This is a genomic window from Stenotrophomonas sp. SMYL8 (assembly GCF_036320065.1).
Classification (GTDB): Bacteria; Pseudomonadota; Gammaproteobacteria; order Xanthomonadales; family Xanthomonadaceae; genus Stenotrophomonas; species Stenotrophomonas maltophilia_A.
Window position 1 is genome coordinate 13,477 of sequence record NZ_JAWIRR010000034.1, and the last position, 15,193, is coordinate 28,669.

The 15,193-nt window shown below is 67.3% G+C and carries 12 protein-coding genes; 11 read left to right on the top strand and 1 reads right to left on the bottom strand.

Annotated elements, in window-relative coordinates; translation table 11 throughout:
• Nucleotides 1–299: 299 nt before the first annotated feature.
• Nucleotides 300–2,723, bottom strand: coding sequence for a penicillin-binding protein 1A (locus V3B25_RS19305; protein WP_329811387.1), 2,424 nt, complete (start codon nt 2,721–2,723; stop codon nt 300–302).
• A 219-nt stretch (nt 2,724–2,942) separates the two neighbouring features.
• On the opposite strand from V3B25_RS19305, the gene V3B25_RS19310 reads away from it, so the two are divergent.
• From V3B25_RS19310 to V3B25_RS19360, 11 genes are all read left to right on the top strand, one after another.
• Complete coding sequence (locus tag V3B25_RS19310; RefSeq protein WP_010484061.1) at nt 2,943–4,001, top strand: pilus assembly protein PilM; 1,059 nt, start codon at nt 2,943–2,945, stop codon at nt 3,999–4,001.
• A complete protein-coding gene (locus tag V3B25_RS19315) occupies nt 4,001–4,897 on the top strand; it encodes a PilN domain-containing protein (protein WP_049422632.1) in 897 nt (298 codons plus the stop codon). Before V3B25_RS19310 ends, V3B25_RS19315 begins: the two co-directional genes overlap by 1 nt.
• The gene (gene pilO, locus V3B25_RS19320) at nt 4,894–5,550 is read left to right on the top strand and encodes a type 4a pilus biogenesis protein PilO (RefSeq protein ID WP_049400744.1); all 657 of its coding nucleotides are present in this window, start codon (nt 4,894–4,896) and stop codon (nt 5,548–5,550) included. The genes V3B25_RS19315 and pilO overlap by 4 nt, the downstream gene beginning before the upstream one ends.
• A 26-nt stretch (nt 5,551–5,576) precedes the next feature.
• On the top strand, nt 5,577–6,083 hold the full coding sequence (locus V3B25_RS19325) for a pilus assembly protein PilP (protein WP_010484064.1): 507 nt from the start codon (nt 5,577–5,579) through the stop codon (nt 6,081–6,083).
• 21 nt (nt 6,084–6,104) lie between these two features.
• On the top strand, nt 6,105–8,075 hold the full coding sequence (locus V3B25_RS19330; RefSeq protein ID WP_329811388.1) for a type IV pilus secretin PilQ family protein: 1,971 nt from the start codon (nt 6,105–6,107) through the stop codon (nt 8,073–8,075).
• Nucleotides 8,076–8,247: 172 nt separating this feature from the next.
• On the top strand, nt 8,248–9,273 hold the full coding sequence (locus V3B25_RS19335; protein WP_329811389.1) for a MoxR family ATPase: 1,026 nt from the start codon (nt 8,248–8,250) through the stop codon (nt 9,271–9,273).
• Nucleotides 9,274–9,281: 8 nt separating this feature from the next.
• Complete coding sequence (locus V3B25_RS19340; protein WP_049422629.1) at nt 9,282–10,211, top strand: DUF58 domain-containing protein; 930 nt, start codon at nt 9,282–9,284, stop codon at nt 10,209–10,211.
• Nucleotides 10,208–10,657: a DUF4381 family protein gene (locus V3B25_RS19345; protein ID WP_032127854.1), complete on the top strand. Its 450-nt coding sequence runs from the start codon at nt 10,208–10,210 to the stop codon at nt 10,655–10,657. The genes V3B25_RS19340 and V3B25_RS19345 overlap by 4 nt, the downstream gene beginning before the upstream one ends.
• The gene (locus tag V3B25_RS19350; protein WP_329811390.1) at nt 10,654–11,658 is read left to right on the top strand and encodes a VWA domain-containing protein; all 1,005 of its coding nucleotides are present in this window, start codon (nt 10,654–10,656) and stop codon (nt 11,656–11,658) included. Before V3B25_RS19345 ends, V3B25_RS19350 begins: the two co-directional genes overlap by 4 nt.
• Nucleotides 11,655–13,481: a tetratricopeptide repeat protein gene (locus V3B25_RS19355; RefSeq protein WP_329811391.1), complete on the top strand. Its 1,827-nt coding sequence runs from the start codon at nt 11,655–11,657 to the stop codon at nt 13,479–13,481. The genes V3B25_RS19350 and V3B25_RS19355 overlap by 4 nt, the downstream gene beginning before the upstream one ends.
• Nucleotides 13,478–15,193 carry a BatD family protein gene (locus V3B25_RS19360; protein WP_329811392.1) on the top strand — a complete coding sequence of 572 codons (1,716 nt, stop codon included), beginning with the start codon at nt 13,478–13,480 and terminating at the stop codon, nt 15,191–15,193. Before V3B25_RS19355 ends, V3B25_RS19360 begins: the two co-directional genes overlap by 4 nt.

Sequence of the window (15,193 nt, forward strand, 5' to 3'; positions counted from 1 at the left end):
ATGCAACCGCTTTGGTGGGTGCCGACCTTGGTCGGCACGGGGCGCCAACCAAGGTTGGCGGCTACCAGGGCAGCATCGGTGCCAACCAAGGTTGGCAGCTACCGGGGCGGCATCGGTGCCGACCAAGGTTGGCCCCACCCACGCTTTGGTAGATGCCGACCTTGGTCGGCACGAGGCGCCAACCAAGGTTGGCAACTACCGGGGCGGCATCGGCGCCAACCAAGGTTGGCAGCTACCAGAGCCGCATCGGCGCCAACCAAGGTTGGCATCTACCAGAGCGGCACCCGCCGAACCCTTCCTCAGAAGATATCGAACGCGGCGGCGTCGGCCTGCGGGGTATTGAGGTTCAGGTCGTAGTCGGTCAGGCGGTCCATGTCTTCCACCTTCACCCACTCGGTGGCGCCGTTGAGGGTGGCCTGGACCATGCCGCTGGGCGGTTCGTTCTGCGCGATCGGGGTGTCCTTCAGCGCGGTGCGCATGTAGTCGATCCAGATCGGCAGGGCGGCCTTGCCGCCGTATTCGCGGTAACCCAGCGAGCGGAAGTCGTCGCGGCCCACCCACACGGTGGTCACGTACGGGCCGCCGAAGCCGGAGAACCAGGCGTCACGGTGGTCGTTGGTGGAGCCGGTCTTGCCACCCACGTCCTCGCGGCCGAGCACCTTGGCCTGGGCACCGGTACCGCGCTGGACCACGTCGCGCATCATCGACACCAGCTGGTAGGCGGTGCGGGCGTCGATCGCGCGCGGGGCGGTGCGGGCATCCGGGTTGGCCGGTGCCGCCGGGGTTTCGACCTTGGCTTCGGCCTTGGCCGCGGCGGCCGGGTCCACCTTCGGGGCCGGGGCGCCGAAGTTGAAGCCGTCCACCACCTGGTTGACCGGCTGGTCGCTGCTGCCGGCGCAGTCGCGGCAGGCCAGTGCCGGGTTTTCCTTGAACACCAGATTGCCGTCGCGGTCATTGACCTGGTCGATCAGCCACGTATCCACGCGCGAGCCGCCGTTGGCGAACACGGCGTAGCCACGGGCCACCGACAGCGGGGTCAGCGAGGCAGTACCCAACGACATCGACAGGTTCGGCGGCAGTTCCGATTCGGCGAAACCAAACTCGCTGATGTACTTGCGCGCATAGTCCACGCCCATGCCATCAAGCAGGCGCACCGAGACCAGGTTGCGCGACTGCACCAGCGCCTCACGCAGGCGCATCGGGCCGCGGAAGCCGCCGCCGTCGTTCTGCGGGGCCCAGGTCTTGCCGCGGCGGTCGCGGAACACCACCGGGGCGTCGAGCACGATCGATGCCGGGTTGTAGCCCTTGTCGAACGCGGCCGCATAGACGAACGGCTTGAAGCTTGAACCCGGCTGGCGACGGGCCTGGGTGGCGCGGTTGAACTTGTTGCCGGAGAAGCTGAAGCCACCCACCAGCGCCTTCAACGCGCCGTTGTGGGCATCCAGCGAGACCAGTGCGGACTGGCCGCGCGGGATCTGGTCCAGCAGCCACTCACCTTCCTTGGCCCCGGCGCGCACGCGCACGATGTCGCCGCGCTGCACCAGCTTGCCCGGGGTCTTGTTGGTCCACTTGGCGGCGCCGGCCGGCAGCACGATCTCGCTGCGGTTTGCCAGCACCACCGTTGCGCTGCCATCGGCACCGGTGCTGGCGACGATGGCCGGCAGCAGGCCGGCCTGGCCGTACATGCCACGCAGGTGCTCGGCCAGGGCAGCGGCGTCTTCGGCGGCACCCACCTGCACCTGCTTCTCCACGCCGTGCCAGCCGTGGCGGTGGTCGTACAGCAGCAGGCCGTCGCGCACCGACTGGTTGGCGGCGGTCTGCAGGGTGGCATCGATGGTGGTGGTGACGTGGTAACCCTTGTTGACCACATCGCCGCCGAAGCGGGCGATCATTTCCTGGCGCACCAGCTCGGCCACGTAGGGGGCATCGACCTGCACCGGCGGTTCATGCGCGGTGGCGTGCATCGGCACGGCCTTGGCCGCGTCGGCCTCGGCCTGGCTGACGAACTTCAGGTCGGCCATGCGCTGCAGCACATAGTTGTCGCGGCGCTGGCGGGCACGTTCCGGGTTGGAGATCGGGTTGCCCGAAGACGGGAACTTGGGGATGCCGGCCAGCGAGGCCATTTCATCCAGGTCCAGCTCGTTCAGCTTCTTGCCGTAGTAGAACTCGGCGGCGGCGGCCACGCCGTAGGCGCGGTTGCCGAAGAAACTCTTGTTCAGGTACAGCTCGAAGATCTCGTCCTTGCTCAGCTCGGACTCGATCTTCCGCGCCAGCAGGATCTCGGCCAGCTTGCGGGTGTAGCTGTACTCGGAGCTGAGGAAGAACTGGCGGGCCACCTGCTGGGTGATGGTGGAGCCACCCGGCACGCGCTTGTCGTTGGTGGTGGCCAGCAGCCACACCGCTCGGCCGATGCCCATGTAGTCCACACCGCCATGCTCGTAGAAGCGGGCATCCTCGGTGGCCAGGAACGCCTGCTTCAGGCGCTCGGGCACGTCCTTCATGGTGATGGGGGTACGGCGGGTCTCGCCGAACACCGCCATCAGCTTGCCGTCGGCGGCATAGACGTACATGGGTTCCTGCATTTCCACGTCGCGCAGGGTCTGCACGTCGGGAAGCTTGGAGGACACGGCGTAGTACAGACCGCCCACGGCGGCCGCGCCGATCAGCGCCAGGACCAGGACAATCAGGAAGATCCAGCGCAGCCAGCGGCGGAGTCGAGTCATCGGGTTCAGATTCCGATTGCGAATTTCGTGGTCGCAGAGTATAGATTACGCAAGGTGGCGGCTGGGGTCGGCACCGGGGAGCGCAAGGGGAACAGTCAGGGGCTGCATGGTGAATCCGTGAGGGACTTCACAGCAGGGCCGTTGCCATTTGCTAAGAATACGTTATTAATGCTCGGGCGCAGGTCTTGCGTCCAAGTGCCCGTCGGCAGGGGAGAAACCGTGGGGCTCATCCCAAAAAGTCAGTCGCCGCTTGTAGGCGTCGACATCAGTTCGACTGCGGTAAAGCTTTTGCAGCTGTCCCGCAGTGGCAATCGTTTTCGTGTGGAACATTACGCTGTGGAACCTCTTCCGCCGAATGCGGTGGTGGAGAAGAACATCGTGGAAGTGGAGGCCGTGGGTGAGGCCATCCGCCGCGCGATGAACCGCTCGGGGAGCAAGGCCAAGCTGGCCGCTGCCGCCGTCGCTGGGTCGGCGGTGATCACCAAGGTGATCCCGATGCCGGCCGAGCTCGACGAGAACGACATGGAAGCCCAGATCGAGCTGGAAGCGGTCAACTACATTCCGTACCCGATCGAGGAAGTGAACCTGGACTTCGAGGTGATCGGGGCGATCCCGAACAACCCGGAGATGGTCCAGGTGCTGCTGGCCGCGTCGCGTTCGGAGAACGTGGAACTGCGCCAGTCGGCGCTGGAGCTGGGTGGCCTGCAGGCCAAGGTGATGGACGTGGAGGCCTTCGCCGTCGAGAACGCCTATGCCCTGGTCGCCAGCGAGCTGCCGGTATCCATCGAGGGTGTGGTCGCGCTGGTCGACATCGGTGCCACCATGACCACCCTCAATGTCCTGCGCGGCGGCCGCAGCCTGTACAGCCGCGAACAGGTGTTCGGTGGCAAGCAGCTGACCGACGAGATCATGCGCCGCTACGGCCTGAGCTACGAGGAAGCCGGACTGGCCAAGCGCCAGGGCGGGCTGCCGGAAAGCTACGAGATGGAAGTGCTGGAGCCGTTCAAGGAAGCCACGGTCCAGCAGATCAGCCGCCTGCTGCAGTTCTTCTACGCAGGCAGCGAGTTCAACCGCGTTGATCACATCGTGCTGGCCGGTGGCTGCGCCGTGCTGGGCGGTCTGCCGGAAATGGTCGAGGAACAGCTGGGCGTGCCGACCGTGGTCGCCAACCCGCTGGCGCAGATGACCCTGGGGCCGAAGGTGAACGCGCATGCGCTGGCCCAGGATGCCCCCGCGCTGATGATCGCAACCGGTCTGGCGCTGAGGAGCTTCGACTGATGGCACGCATCAATCTATTGCCCTGGCGCGCCGAACGGCGCAAGCAACGCCAGCGCGAGTTCTACGCAATGCTGGGCATGGCCGCGATCGGTGGCCTGCTGCTGTCGCTGGTGATCTGGTTCTACTACGACCGCCAGGTGAGCGGCCAGATGGACCGCAACGCCTATCTGGAAGCCGAGATCGAGAAGGTCAAGGAACAGAACAAGGAGATCGACCGCCTCGACGCGCAGAAGGAACGCCTACTGGCCCGCAAGAAGGTGATCGAGGAACTGCAGGCCAAGCGCTCGCAGATGGTGCACCTGTTCGATGCGCTGGTGCGCACGATTCCCGATGGCCTGGTGCTGACCGCGCTGAAGCAGGAAGGCGACGTGTTGACCCTGGAAGGCCGCACCCAGTCCAATGCCCGTGTTTCGGCGTACATGCGCAATCTGGAGACCTCCGGTTGGATGACCAACCCGGAACTGTCGATCATCGAAGCGCGTGATCCCGAGAAGGACAAGGACGGCAAGGTGGGCCCGCTGGCCGACATCAAGGCGCTGCCCTATGTGTTCGTGGTCAAGGTGAAGCTGCCGGCACAGAGTGAGGAAGTGGCCGGTACGCCAGGCCTCAACGCCGATGGTTCGGTGGCAACGCCGGCTCCGCCCGCAGTGGCACCGCTTGCAGCCGGCCCGGATGCAGCGGCACCTGCTGCACCGGCCGCCGGCCAGCCTGCTGCTGCACCGGCTGCACCCGCTCCCGCCGCCGCGCCGGTCAACGCACCTGCTGCCACCCCGGCCCCGGCTACGCCGAACCAGCCGGCAGCCCCGGCTGCAAAGCCTGCGCCGAAGCCCGAGGGCAGCCGCCTGGCGCAGCCGCCGCAGGCCTTCAACGCCCCGCTGCAGGGGGATCGCGCATGAGCCAGAAAATCGATCTGAAGAACCTGGATTTCAACGACATCGGCAACTGGCCGCAGAAGGCCAAGATCGTCTTCTGCTCGCTGTTGGCGCTGGTGATCATGTTCGTGGCGTGGATGCTGCTGATCAGTGGCAAGCGCGAGGAACTGGCCGGCCTGGAATCGAAGGAAGTCGAGCTGCGTTCGGAGTTCACCAAGCAGCAGGAGCGTGCGGTGAACCTGGCGCCGCTGAAGCAGCAGCTGGCACAGATGGAGCAGGTGCTGCAGCAGATGCTGCGGCAGCTGCCCAGCAAGACCGAAATGCCGGACCTGATCATCGACATCTCGCAGACCGCGCTGTCCAGCGGCCTGACCAACGAGCTGTTCGAGCCGGAACAGGAGCAGGTCAAGGAGTTCTACGCCGAGAAGCCGATCAAGCTGCGCATGGTGGGCAGTTACCACCAGTTCGGTGCCTTCGTCAGTGGCGTGGCGTCGCTGCCGCGCGTGGTCATCCTGACCATGCACGACATCAACCTCAAGCCCAAGGACAAGACCAGCGGCAACGCCCGCAGTGGTGCGCTGGAGCTGTCCGGCACGGTCAAGACCTACCGCTATCTGGATGAGACCGAGGTGCAGGCACAGCAGGCGGCTGACGCCGGCAAGGAGGAGAAGAAGTGATCCGTTCCCTCTTTGCGCGTTGTGGGATGGCTGCCGTCGTGCTGATGCTGGCCGCATGCGGCCGCGATGTGACCAGCACGCCGGGTGATGCACCGAATCTTGAAAAGTGGGTGGAAGGCGAGCGTGCGCGACCGGCGCAGCCGCTGGAGCCGCTGCCGGTGATGCAGCAGTTCGAAACCTTCGAATACTCCGCACAGGGTCTGCGCGACCCGTTCACCGATGCCTGGACCAATCCGCAGCAGGGGAATGGCGGATTGCGTCCGGATCCGAACCGGCGCAAGGAGCCGCTGGAAGGCTTCCCGCTGGACGCACTGGACATGGTCGGCACCATCGGCACCGGAGCCGCCACCGTGGCGCTGGTGATGGGGCCGGACAAGGTGACCTACCGGGTACGCCCGGGCGGCTACCTGGGGCAGAGCGACGGGCGGGTCACGGCGGTCTTCGAAGACCACGTGGAGCTGATCGAACTGGTGCCGGATGGCGCGGGTGGCTGGCTGGAACGGCCGGCAACGCTCTCGCTTGAAGATCAATGATCGTTTATTGGGGATAGCACGATGACCTTTCACCAAGCCAAGGGGCTGCGTCCCATCCGGCGCTTTACCTTGAACCGTGTCAGCGCGTTGGGAGTCGCGCTGATGCTGGCCTGCGCTCCGGCGCTGGCCGCCGCACCGGCGGAAAAGCCGGTGGGCGCCACCGTGGCACCGGCAGCAGCGCCGGCCGGCCTGTCGGTGGCCAAGATCGATTTCAAGCGCGGCGATGATGGCGCCGGGCGCCTGATCGTCCAGTTCGACGGCCAGGGCGCGGTTCCGGACCTGCGTACGCAGGGCAACAGCGTGGTGGTCGATGTCGGTAACGCCCGACTGCCGGCCAACCTGCAGAAGCCGATGAACGTCATCGACTTCGCAACGCCGGTGCAGCGCATCGACGCCAAGCCGTCCGGTGCCGGTACCCAGCTGGTGCTGAGCACCGGCGGTGCGGTCGAATCACTGGCCTACCAGAGTGGCAACGAGTACGTGGTCGAGATCAGCCCGCGGCAGGCGCCGGCCGCCGTCGGTGCAGTCACCGCCGGCAGCGTCACCCAGGCTGCCAAGGCTGTTGGTCAGCGCGGTTTCACCGGCAAGCCGGTGACCTTCAACTTCCAGGACGTGCCGGTGCGCACCGTGCTGCAGTTGATCGCCGAGGAATCCAATCTCAACGTGGTGGCTTCCGATTCGGTACAGGGCAATGTGACCCTGCGCCTGGTCAACGTGCCGTGGGACCAGGCTCTGGACATCGTGCTGCGTGCCAAGGGCCTGGACAAGCGTCGCGATGGCAGCGTGATCTGGGTCGCTCCGCAGGCTGAGCTGGCCAAGTTCGAGCAGGAGAAGGAAGACGCGCGCATCGCCATCGAGAACCGCGAAGACCTGGTCACCGATTACGTCCAGATCAACTACCACAGCGCCACGCAGATCTTCAAAGCGCTGACCGAGGCCAAGGGCATCGGTGGAAGTAACAACAACAGCGGTAATGGAGGTAGTTCATCGCAGGAGGATAGTGGCTTCCTCTCTCCGCGTGGTCGTATCGTCGCCGACGAGCGCACCAATACGTTGATGATCAGCGACATCCCGAAGAAGATCGCGCGCATGCGCGAGCTGATCGGTGTGATCGATCGCCCGGTCGATCAGGTGCTGATCGAAAGCCGCATCGTCATCGCCACCGATACCTTTGCCCGCGAGCTGGGTGCAAAGTTCGGCATCAGCGGCAGCCGCGACAACGTGTATTTCAGTGGCAACCTGGAATCCAACCGCCTGACCCGCGAATCCCAGGTCAAGGCGGCGCAGGACAATGCCAAGGCCGAGCGTGACTGGATTGCTGGCGGCCGCGTCGGCCCGCCGCCGGTACCGACGGGATCGGCCATTAACCGTGGCCTGAACTGGAGCCTGCCGGTAGCCGCGGCCAACAATCCCGGCTCGCTGGCGCTGTCGATCCTCAACGCAGGCTACCTGCTGGATGTGGAGTTGTCGGCCATGCAGGAAGAGTCGCGGGGTGAGGTGATCTCCAACCCGCGTGTGGTCACTACCAACCAGCGCGAGGCGATGATCAAGCAGGGCAAGGAAATCGGCTACGTCACCATCAGCGGCACCGGTGCTGCCGGTGGCGCCGGTTCCACCCCGAACGTGCAGTTCAAGGAAGTGGTGCTGGAACTGCGGGTGACCCCGACCATCACCAACGACAACCGCGTGTTCCTCAACATGCAGGTGAAGAAGGATGAAGTCGACCGCCTGATCGAACTGCAGGGCTACGGCACGGTGCCGTCGATCAACCGTCGCGAGGTCAACACAGCGGTGCTGGTCGAGGATGGGCAGACCGTGGTCATCGGTGGTGTGTACGAGTTCACCGACCGCAGCAGCATCAGCAAGGTGCCGTTCCTGGGCGACGTGCCGTTCCTGGGCAATCTGTTCAAGAGGCGCGGCCGCAACAAGGACAAGGCCGAGCTGCTGGTGTTCGTCACCCCGAAGGTACTGCGCGTGGCCAAGCAGAACTGAGCCCGCGCCTCCGCGAAACGCAGAAGGGCCGCCCTGCGCGGCCCTTCTGCGTTTCCGCCCGTAGATCCACGCCATGCGTGGATGGGCCGTTCAGCCGTTCTTGATGCCATTCGCAGGGCACCCTGCGATGATGTCGGGAACCCGTGCCGTCCCGCGCCGGTCAAAGGCCCCCATGAACCTGCCACCGCCGATGCCCGAAACCGTCTCGCCGCCGCCCGCGCCGGCCACCTCCCGCCTGCATGCCGCTTTCAGCCAGCTGCGCGACGCATTGTCGGCCGAGATCGTCGGCCAGGCCGCGCTGGTCGAACGCCTGCTGATCGCGCTGCTGGCCGATGGCCACCTGCTGGTGGAAGGCGCTCCGGGCCTGGCCAAGACCACGGCGATCCGCGCGCTGGCCTCGCGCCTGGAGGCCGACTTCGCCCGCGTGCAGTTCACCCCGGACCTGCTGCCGGCCGACCTGACCGGCACCGAGATCTGGCGCCCGCAGGAAGGCCGCTTCGAATTCGTACCCGGCCCGATCTTCCATCCGATCCTGCTGGCCGATGAAATCAACCGCGCGCCAGCCAAGGTGCAGTCGGCACTGCTGGAAGCAATGGGCGAGCGCCAGGTCACCGTGGGCCGCCACACCTACGCGCTGCCGCCGCTGTTCCTGGTGATGGCCACGCAGAACCCGATCGAGCAGGAAGGCACCTTCCCGCTGCCAGAAGCGCAGTTGGACCGTTTCCTGATGCATGTGCGCATCGGCTACCCGGACCAGGCCGCCGAATCGGAGATCCTGCGCCTGGCTCGCGAGCGAGCCCGTGGTGCGTTGGGCGAAGCCGCACAAGCGCCGGAAAAGCTGCCGATGCAGGATGTGTTCGATGCCCGCCGCGAAGTGCTGGACCTGCACATGGCGCCGGCGCTGGAACGCTTCTTGATCGAGCTGGTGCTGGCCTCGCGTGATCCGTCGCGCTATGACGCCGGCCTTGGCCGCCGCATTGCCTGGGGCGCCAGCCCGCGCGGTTCCATCGCGCTGGAACGCTGTGCGCGCGCGCGCGCCTGGCTGGCTGGCCGCGACTTCGTCACCCCCGATGACGTGCGTGCGGTTGCTGCCGACGTGCTGCGTCATCGCGTGCTGCCCAGCTACGAAGCCACCGCTGAAGGCTGGGATGGTGAGCGCCTGGTGCAGGAGCTGCTGGCCCGGGTGCCGGCACCCTGAGCCTGCGCATGACCGATCCATCCCTGCACCACGCCTCCTCCGTCAGTGACGGTGACGGGCTACGCCCGCAGCTGTCCGAACTGGTGGCGCTGCGCCGCCTTGCACAGCGACCGCCGCCGCCACGCCGTGGCCGCGCCGGCAACGCCGGGCAGGCGCCGTCGCCGCTGCGCGGGCGTGGCATGGAATATGCCGAGTCACGCGAGTACGTGGCCGGTGATGATGCACGGCATATCGACTGGCGGGTGACCGCGCGGACCGGTCGTGCCCACACCAAGCTGTTCCAGGCCGAACGCGAGCGGGTCAGCCTGATCGTGGCCGATACCTCGCCGGCCCTGTACTTCGGCACCCGCGTGCGCTTCAAATCGGTGCAGGCTGCACGCGCGGGCGCCGTCGCCGCGTGGTCGGCGCAGCGTCGGGGCGATCGCATCGGCGCCCTGCGTGGCAGCGACCGTGAACCACCGATTGCACCGGCAGGCGGCCCGCGTGGCGTATTGCGCGTGCTGGACGCGCTCACCCGCTGGTATGCGCAGCCCCCGGCCGATGACCTTGGCCTGGAACGTGCGCTGGACCATGCCGGTCGCGTCCTGCGCCCGGGTGCACGTGTGCTGGTGCTGGCCGATCCGCAGCAGGCCATCCGTATTCCGCCGGCGCGCTGGAGTGCGCTGGCCCAGCACCACGACCTCAGCCTGGTGCTGCTGGTGGATCCATTGGAACTGCAGCCTCCGTCAGCCGCGCTGCAGTTCCAGACCCTGCAGCAGCGCATCGGCCTCGACCTGCGACGCAGCGAGGTCCAGGCCCATTGGCAGGCCCACTTCGTCGAACCGCTGCAGGACCTGCGGCGCCAGCTGGGAGCGCGCCGCGTCGATGTGCAGGTGCTGTCCACCGACGCGCCCAGCGATGCCTGGCTGGCGCCATCACCGACCGAGGTGCCGGCATGAGCGCGAACCTGCCGCTGCGCGATGTGCAGGTGCCACCCGCCCCATCATGGTGGCCGCCGGCACCGGGCTATCTGATGATCGGCGGCGTGGTGCTGCTGTTGCTGGTGGTGGCGGCCTTCTTCTGGTGGCAGCGTCGCCGTCGCCGCCAACGCTGGTTGCAGCTGTTCGATCAGGAGCTGGCATCTACCGCCGATGCTGCTGCGGAACTGGCAGCCATCGCCGGACTGCTGCGTCGCGCCGCACGCCAGGCGCAGCCCGGCAGTGAATCCCTGCGCGATGATGCCTGGTGGCAGCGCGTGGATCCGCAGGGCACATTGCCGGAAGCACGCCGAAGCCTGTTGGCCGAAGGTGCCTATCGCCCACGCGTGGACGTCAACGAGGTGGCCGCAGTACGCCGCTGGGCGCGCGAGCGCTATCTGGCCATGCTGCTGGAGCGGCGCCGATGAATCTGCTGGCAAGTTACTGGCCATGGCCGGACCTGCAGCTGGCGTGGCCGTTGGCCCTGCTGGCGCTGCCGTTGCCGTTGCTGATGCGCTGGTGGAAGCGTCGTGCCGATCCCGGTGCTGCGCTGCGGGTGCCCTATGCGGCGACGGAACTGGAAGCGCTGGCCGGTGGCGGCCGCGTTGATGTGTCGTGGCTGCGCACGCTGCTGTTGTGGCTGGGTTGGTGCGCGCTGTGCGTCGCACTGGCTCGCCCGCAACAGCTGGGTGAAGCGATCACGCCGCCGCAGGAGGGCCGGCAGATGATGCTGGCGATGGACGTGTCCGGCAGCATGGGCGAGGGCGACATGGTGCTGGGCGGGCAGGCGGTGGATCGCCTGACCGCGGCCAAGGCCGTGCTGGCCGATTTCCTTGATCGTCGTGCCGGTGATCGCATCGGCCTGCTGATCTTCGGCGACCGCGCCTACACGTTGACGCCGCTTACGGCCGATCTGGCCAGCGTGCGCGACCAGCTGCGCGACAGCGTGGTCGGCCTGGCCGGGCGCGAGACCGCCATCGGTGATGCCATCGGCCTGGCGGTGAAGCGCCTGCGCAGCCAGCCTGAAGGCCAGCGCGTACTGATTCTGCTGACCGACGGCGTCAGCAATGCCGGCGTGCTGGAACCGCTGCGTGCCGCCGAAGTCGCGCGTGCCGAGGGCGTGCGTATCCACACCGTCGCCTTTGGCGGTGATGGCAGCATGCGCCTGTTCGGTATTCCCATTTCCGCCGACCAGGATCCGGTCGACGAGGCTACCTTGAAGAAGATCGCAAGCATGACCGGCGGCCAGTTCTTCCGCGCCCGCGACACTGCACAGCTGGCCGGCATCTACGCCGAACTGGACCGGCTGGAGCCGATCGCCGCGAAGGGACCAAGCCTGCGACCGCGAGAGGAACGCTATGTATGGCCGCTGGGCCTGGCCTTGCTGCTGGGCGCATTGGCCTGGCTGTGGCCGGAGCGTCGCCGATGATCGCGCTTGCTTCGAATCTTCCTGACTGGAACGTGCTGCACTTCCTGCGTCCGGAATGGCTGTGGGCGTTGCTGGCGCTGCCGTTGATCATCGCTGTGGCGTTGTATCGGCAGCGGCGCAGCGACGTGTGGCGAACAGCGGTGGATGCCCACCTGTTGCCGCATCTGCTGGCTGCGGGCACGCGCCGCCGTGCACGCCTGCCCTGGGCCGTGCTGCTGGGCTGGACCCTGGCAGCGCTGGCCATGGCCGGGCCGAGTTGGCGGCAGCAGGCGCAACCGATGTTCCAGGCCAGCGCACCGCTGCTGGTCGTGCTGGATCTGTCCAGCCGGATCAATGCCACCGATCTGCCGCCGTCGCGCCTGCTGCAGGCTCGGGCGAAAGTGGGCGAGCTGCTGCGTGCCCGCCAGGGTGGCCAGGTGGGCCTGGTGGTCTATGCCGAGGATGCCTACACCGTGGCACCGCTGACCGATGACGGCAGCAACGTCGCGCTGTATCTGGACGCGCTGTCGCCGGATGTGATGCCGCGCGACGGACAACGCGCCGACCGTGGCATCGACTGGGCGACGCGGTTGATGCGCCAGATCGGGGCATTGCGGGGGCAGATCCTGCTGGTCAGCGATCAGGCGGATGATGAAGCGGCACTGGCCGCAGCGCAGGCGCGCAGCCTCGGCATGCAGGTGTCGGTACTGGGGCTGGGCACATCTGCCGGTGCGGCGTACCGGGATGGCACTGGGCAGATCCGCCAGGCCGCGCTGGATGAAGGCAGCCTGCGTGCGGTGGCGACCGCAGGCGGAGGCCGCTATGCCCGCATCGCCACCGATGACAGTGATCTGCGTGCGCTGGGCGTACTTGATGCACGCGAGGGTACTGCGGCGCAGCGGCCCGGTGAGGGCAAGCAATGGCGTGATGAAGGGTTCTGGCTGCTGCCACCGGTGATGCTGCTGGCGCTGCTCGCTTTCCGTCGCCGCGCGCTGCTGGCGGCGGTGCTGGCGGTGGGCCTGTTGCCATGGATGAGTGATGTGCAGGCGCAGGCGCCTGCGGTGCCGGCCGCACCGCCGGCGCAGGGCACGCTGTGGAAGCGCGCCGACCAGGTGCAGCACCAGCGTCTGGCCGAAGGTGCGCAGGCTTACCGCAACGGTGATTTCGCCAGTGCCCGCAAGCAGTTCGAGGGCATCGACAGCGATGCGGGCTGGTACAACCTGGCCAATACGCTGGCCCGCCAGGGCAACTACGACGAAGCCATTGCCGCCTACGACCGCGCGCTGGCACTGCATCCCGGCATGGCCGATGCGGTCGCCAACCGTGCCGTGGTCGATGCCGCGCGCAAGCGCAAGCAGTCGGGTGGCAAAGGCCAGGATCAGCAGAAGCCACCGCAGAACGGGCAGCAGAAGCAGCAGAACGATTCACAGGGCCAGCAGAATCCGCAGGGCCAGCAGCCGCAGCAGGGCCAGCAGAATCCCGGTCAGGGACAGCCGCAGTCGGGTCAGCAGGGCCAGCCCAATCCCGGTGACGACAAGAACCAGTCGAGCCCGCAGCCCGGCGAGCGCGGCCGCGATGGACAGCAGGCGCCGCCACAGGTCGAGGATGCCAAGGCGCAGGCCCAGGCTGATAAGCAGCAACGCCAGCGCATGCAGCAGGCACGTGAGGGCAAAGGCGATCAGGATGGCAAGCCCGTTCCAGGCAGCGACGGCACCACCCCACGCCAACGCGAGGAGCAGCAGGCGGTGGAGGCGTGGATGCGGCGCGTGCCGGATGATCCGGGCGCATTGCTGCGGGCCAAGTTCCAGCTGGAAAACGAACGCAGGAAGAGGGAAGGGCGATGACGCGGGCGATCAACATGCACGGGCACTGGCCCCGACAGGTACTGGCGGCACTGCTGCTGTGGCTGCCGCTGCTGGCCTGGGCGCAGCCGCGTGCGTGGCTGGACCGCGACCGCATCGCGATGGGCGACACGGTCACGCTCAATGTCGAGAGCGACCAGGGCGCCCCTGACTTCACACCGTTGCGCACCGACTTCGACCTCAGCGGGCAGACCAGCAGCCGCCAGGTAGCGTGGAGCAATGGCAGCATGCAGCAGCGCAATCTGTATGGCGTGGCACTCACGCCACGGCGTAGCGGTGCACTGGTGGTGCCGGGCCTGCAGGTGGGCAGCGTACGCACCGCACCGTTGACCCTGCAGGTGGATGCCGCTGCCGTGGCCGGTCCCGACAGTAATGCGGTGGCGTTCATCGAAACCGTTGTCGATGACGAGACACCGTATGTGCAGCAGAGCGTAGGCGTGGTGGTGCGGTTGTATTTCGCCTCGCAGCTGGCCTCCGGCGAACTGGTGCTGGATACACCGGCCGGTGCGTCGTTGCAGCGGGTGGGCGATGACCGCACCGATGTGAGACAGGTCAACGGCCGCCGCTACAACGTGGTCGAGCGGCGCTTCCTGCTGATCCCCGAGCGCAGCGGTGCGCTTCGGCTGGCCGGTGCGCGCTTCAGCGGGCGCAGTGCCGGTGGCTTCTTTGACGACTTCTTCGGCGGCGGCGACGGGCGCATGAATGCCACCGGCGCCGATCGCACGTTGCAGGTGCAGGCGCAACCGGCACAGGCGCCGCAGCCATGGCTGCCGCTGCAGGGCCTGCAGCTGCGCTACACCAGTGCACCGACCAGCGCCCGTACCGGCGAGGCGGCCAACGTGGTGGTGGAGGCGATTGCCGAAGGCGCTACCCGCGCGCAGTTCACCGATCTGCCGGTGCCCGACGTCGGCAGCGCCGCGCAGGTGTTCGCAGAACCTGCGCAGTACGAAGAGACCTTCAATGGCAGTACGCCGCGGCTGAAGATCACCCGCCGCTATTCGATCGTGCCGCGCCAGCCGGGTTCGCTGGTGGTGCCGGGGCCGCGCCTGCCGTGGTGGGACGTGCGCAATGGCAAGGCACAGGAAGCGAAGCTGCCGGACCTGACGCTGGCCGTGGTGGCCGGTAACGGGGCTGGCAGTGCGCCACCTGCACCGCTGCCGCCGATCGACACCGATGCGGCGCTGCCGGATGGCGATGGCCAGGACAGCCGTATCGCGGCGACCGATCCGCGCGCCAGTGGTTTGTCCGAGCGTCCGTGGCCGTGGATGGGCGCCGCCATCGGCCTGGCGTTGCTGTGGCTGTTGACGCTGTTGTGGGGCTGGCAGCGAGGCCGTCGCCCGCGCGTGGCGGCACCCGTGGCGGCCAAGGGCGCTGTGCCGGCTGTGGCGACTGGACGTGCCGGCGTGGCCGAACTGCGCCGCGCGCTGGATGGTGAAGGGTTTGATCAGGTGGAAGCGCAGCTGTGTGCGATGGCCGGTGTCGAACGTATCGAGCAGGTCATCGCGCGGCTTGAGGATGCCGCCCAGCGCCAGGTGCTGCAGGAATTGCAGCAGGCCCGATGGGGCGGTCAGGGTGATCTTGCGCCGCTGCGCACGCGCCTGCGCGAGGTCTTCCGTGACGGACCGCACTGGTCGGCGGCAGCAAAGACCGCTGACACTGGCCTGGCGCCGCTGTATCCGCCGCGGCGAACCTGA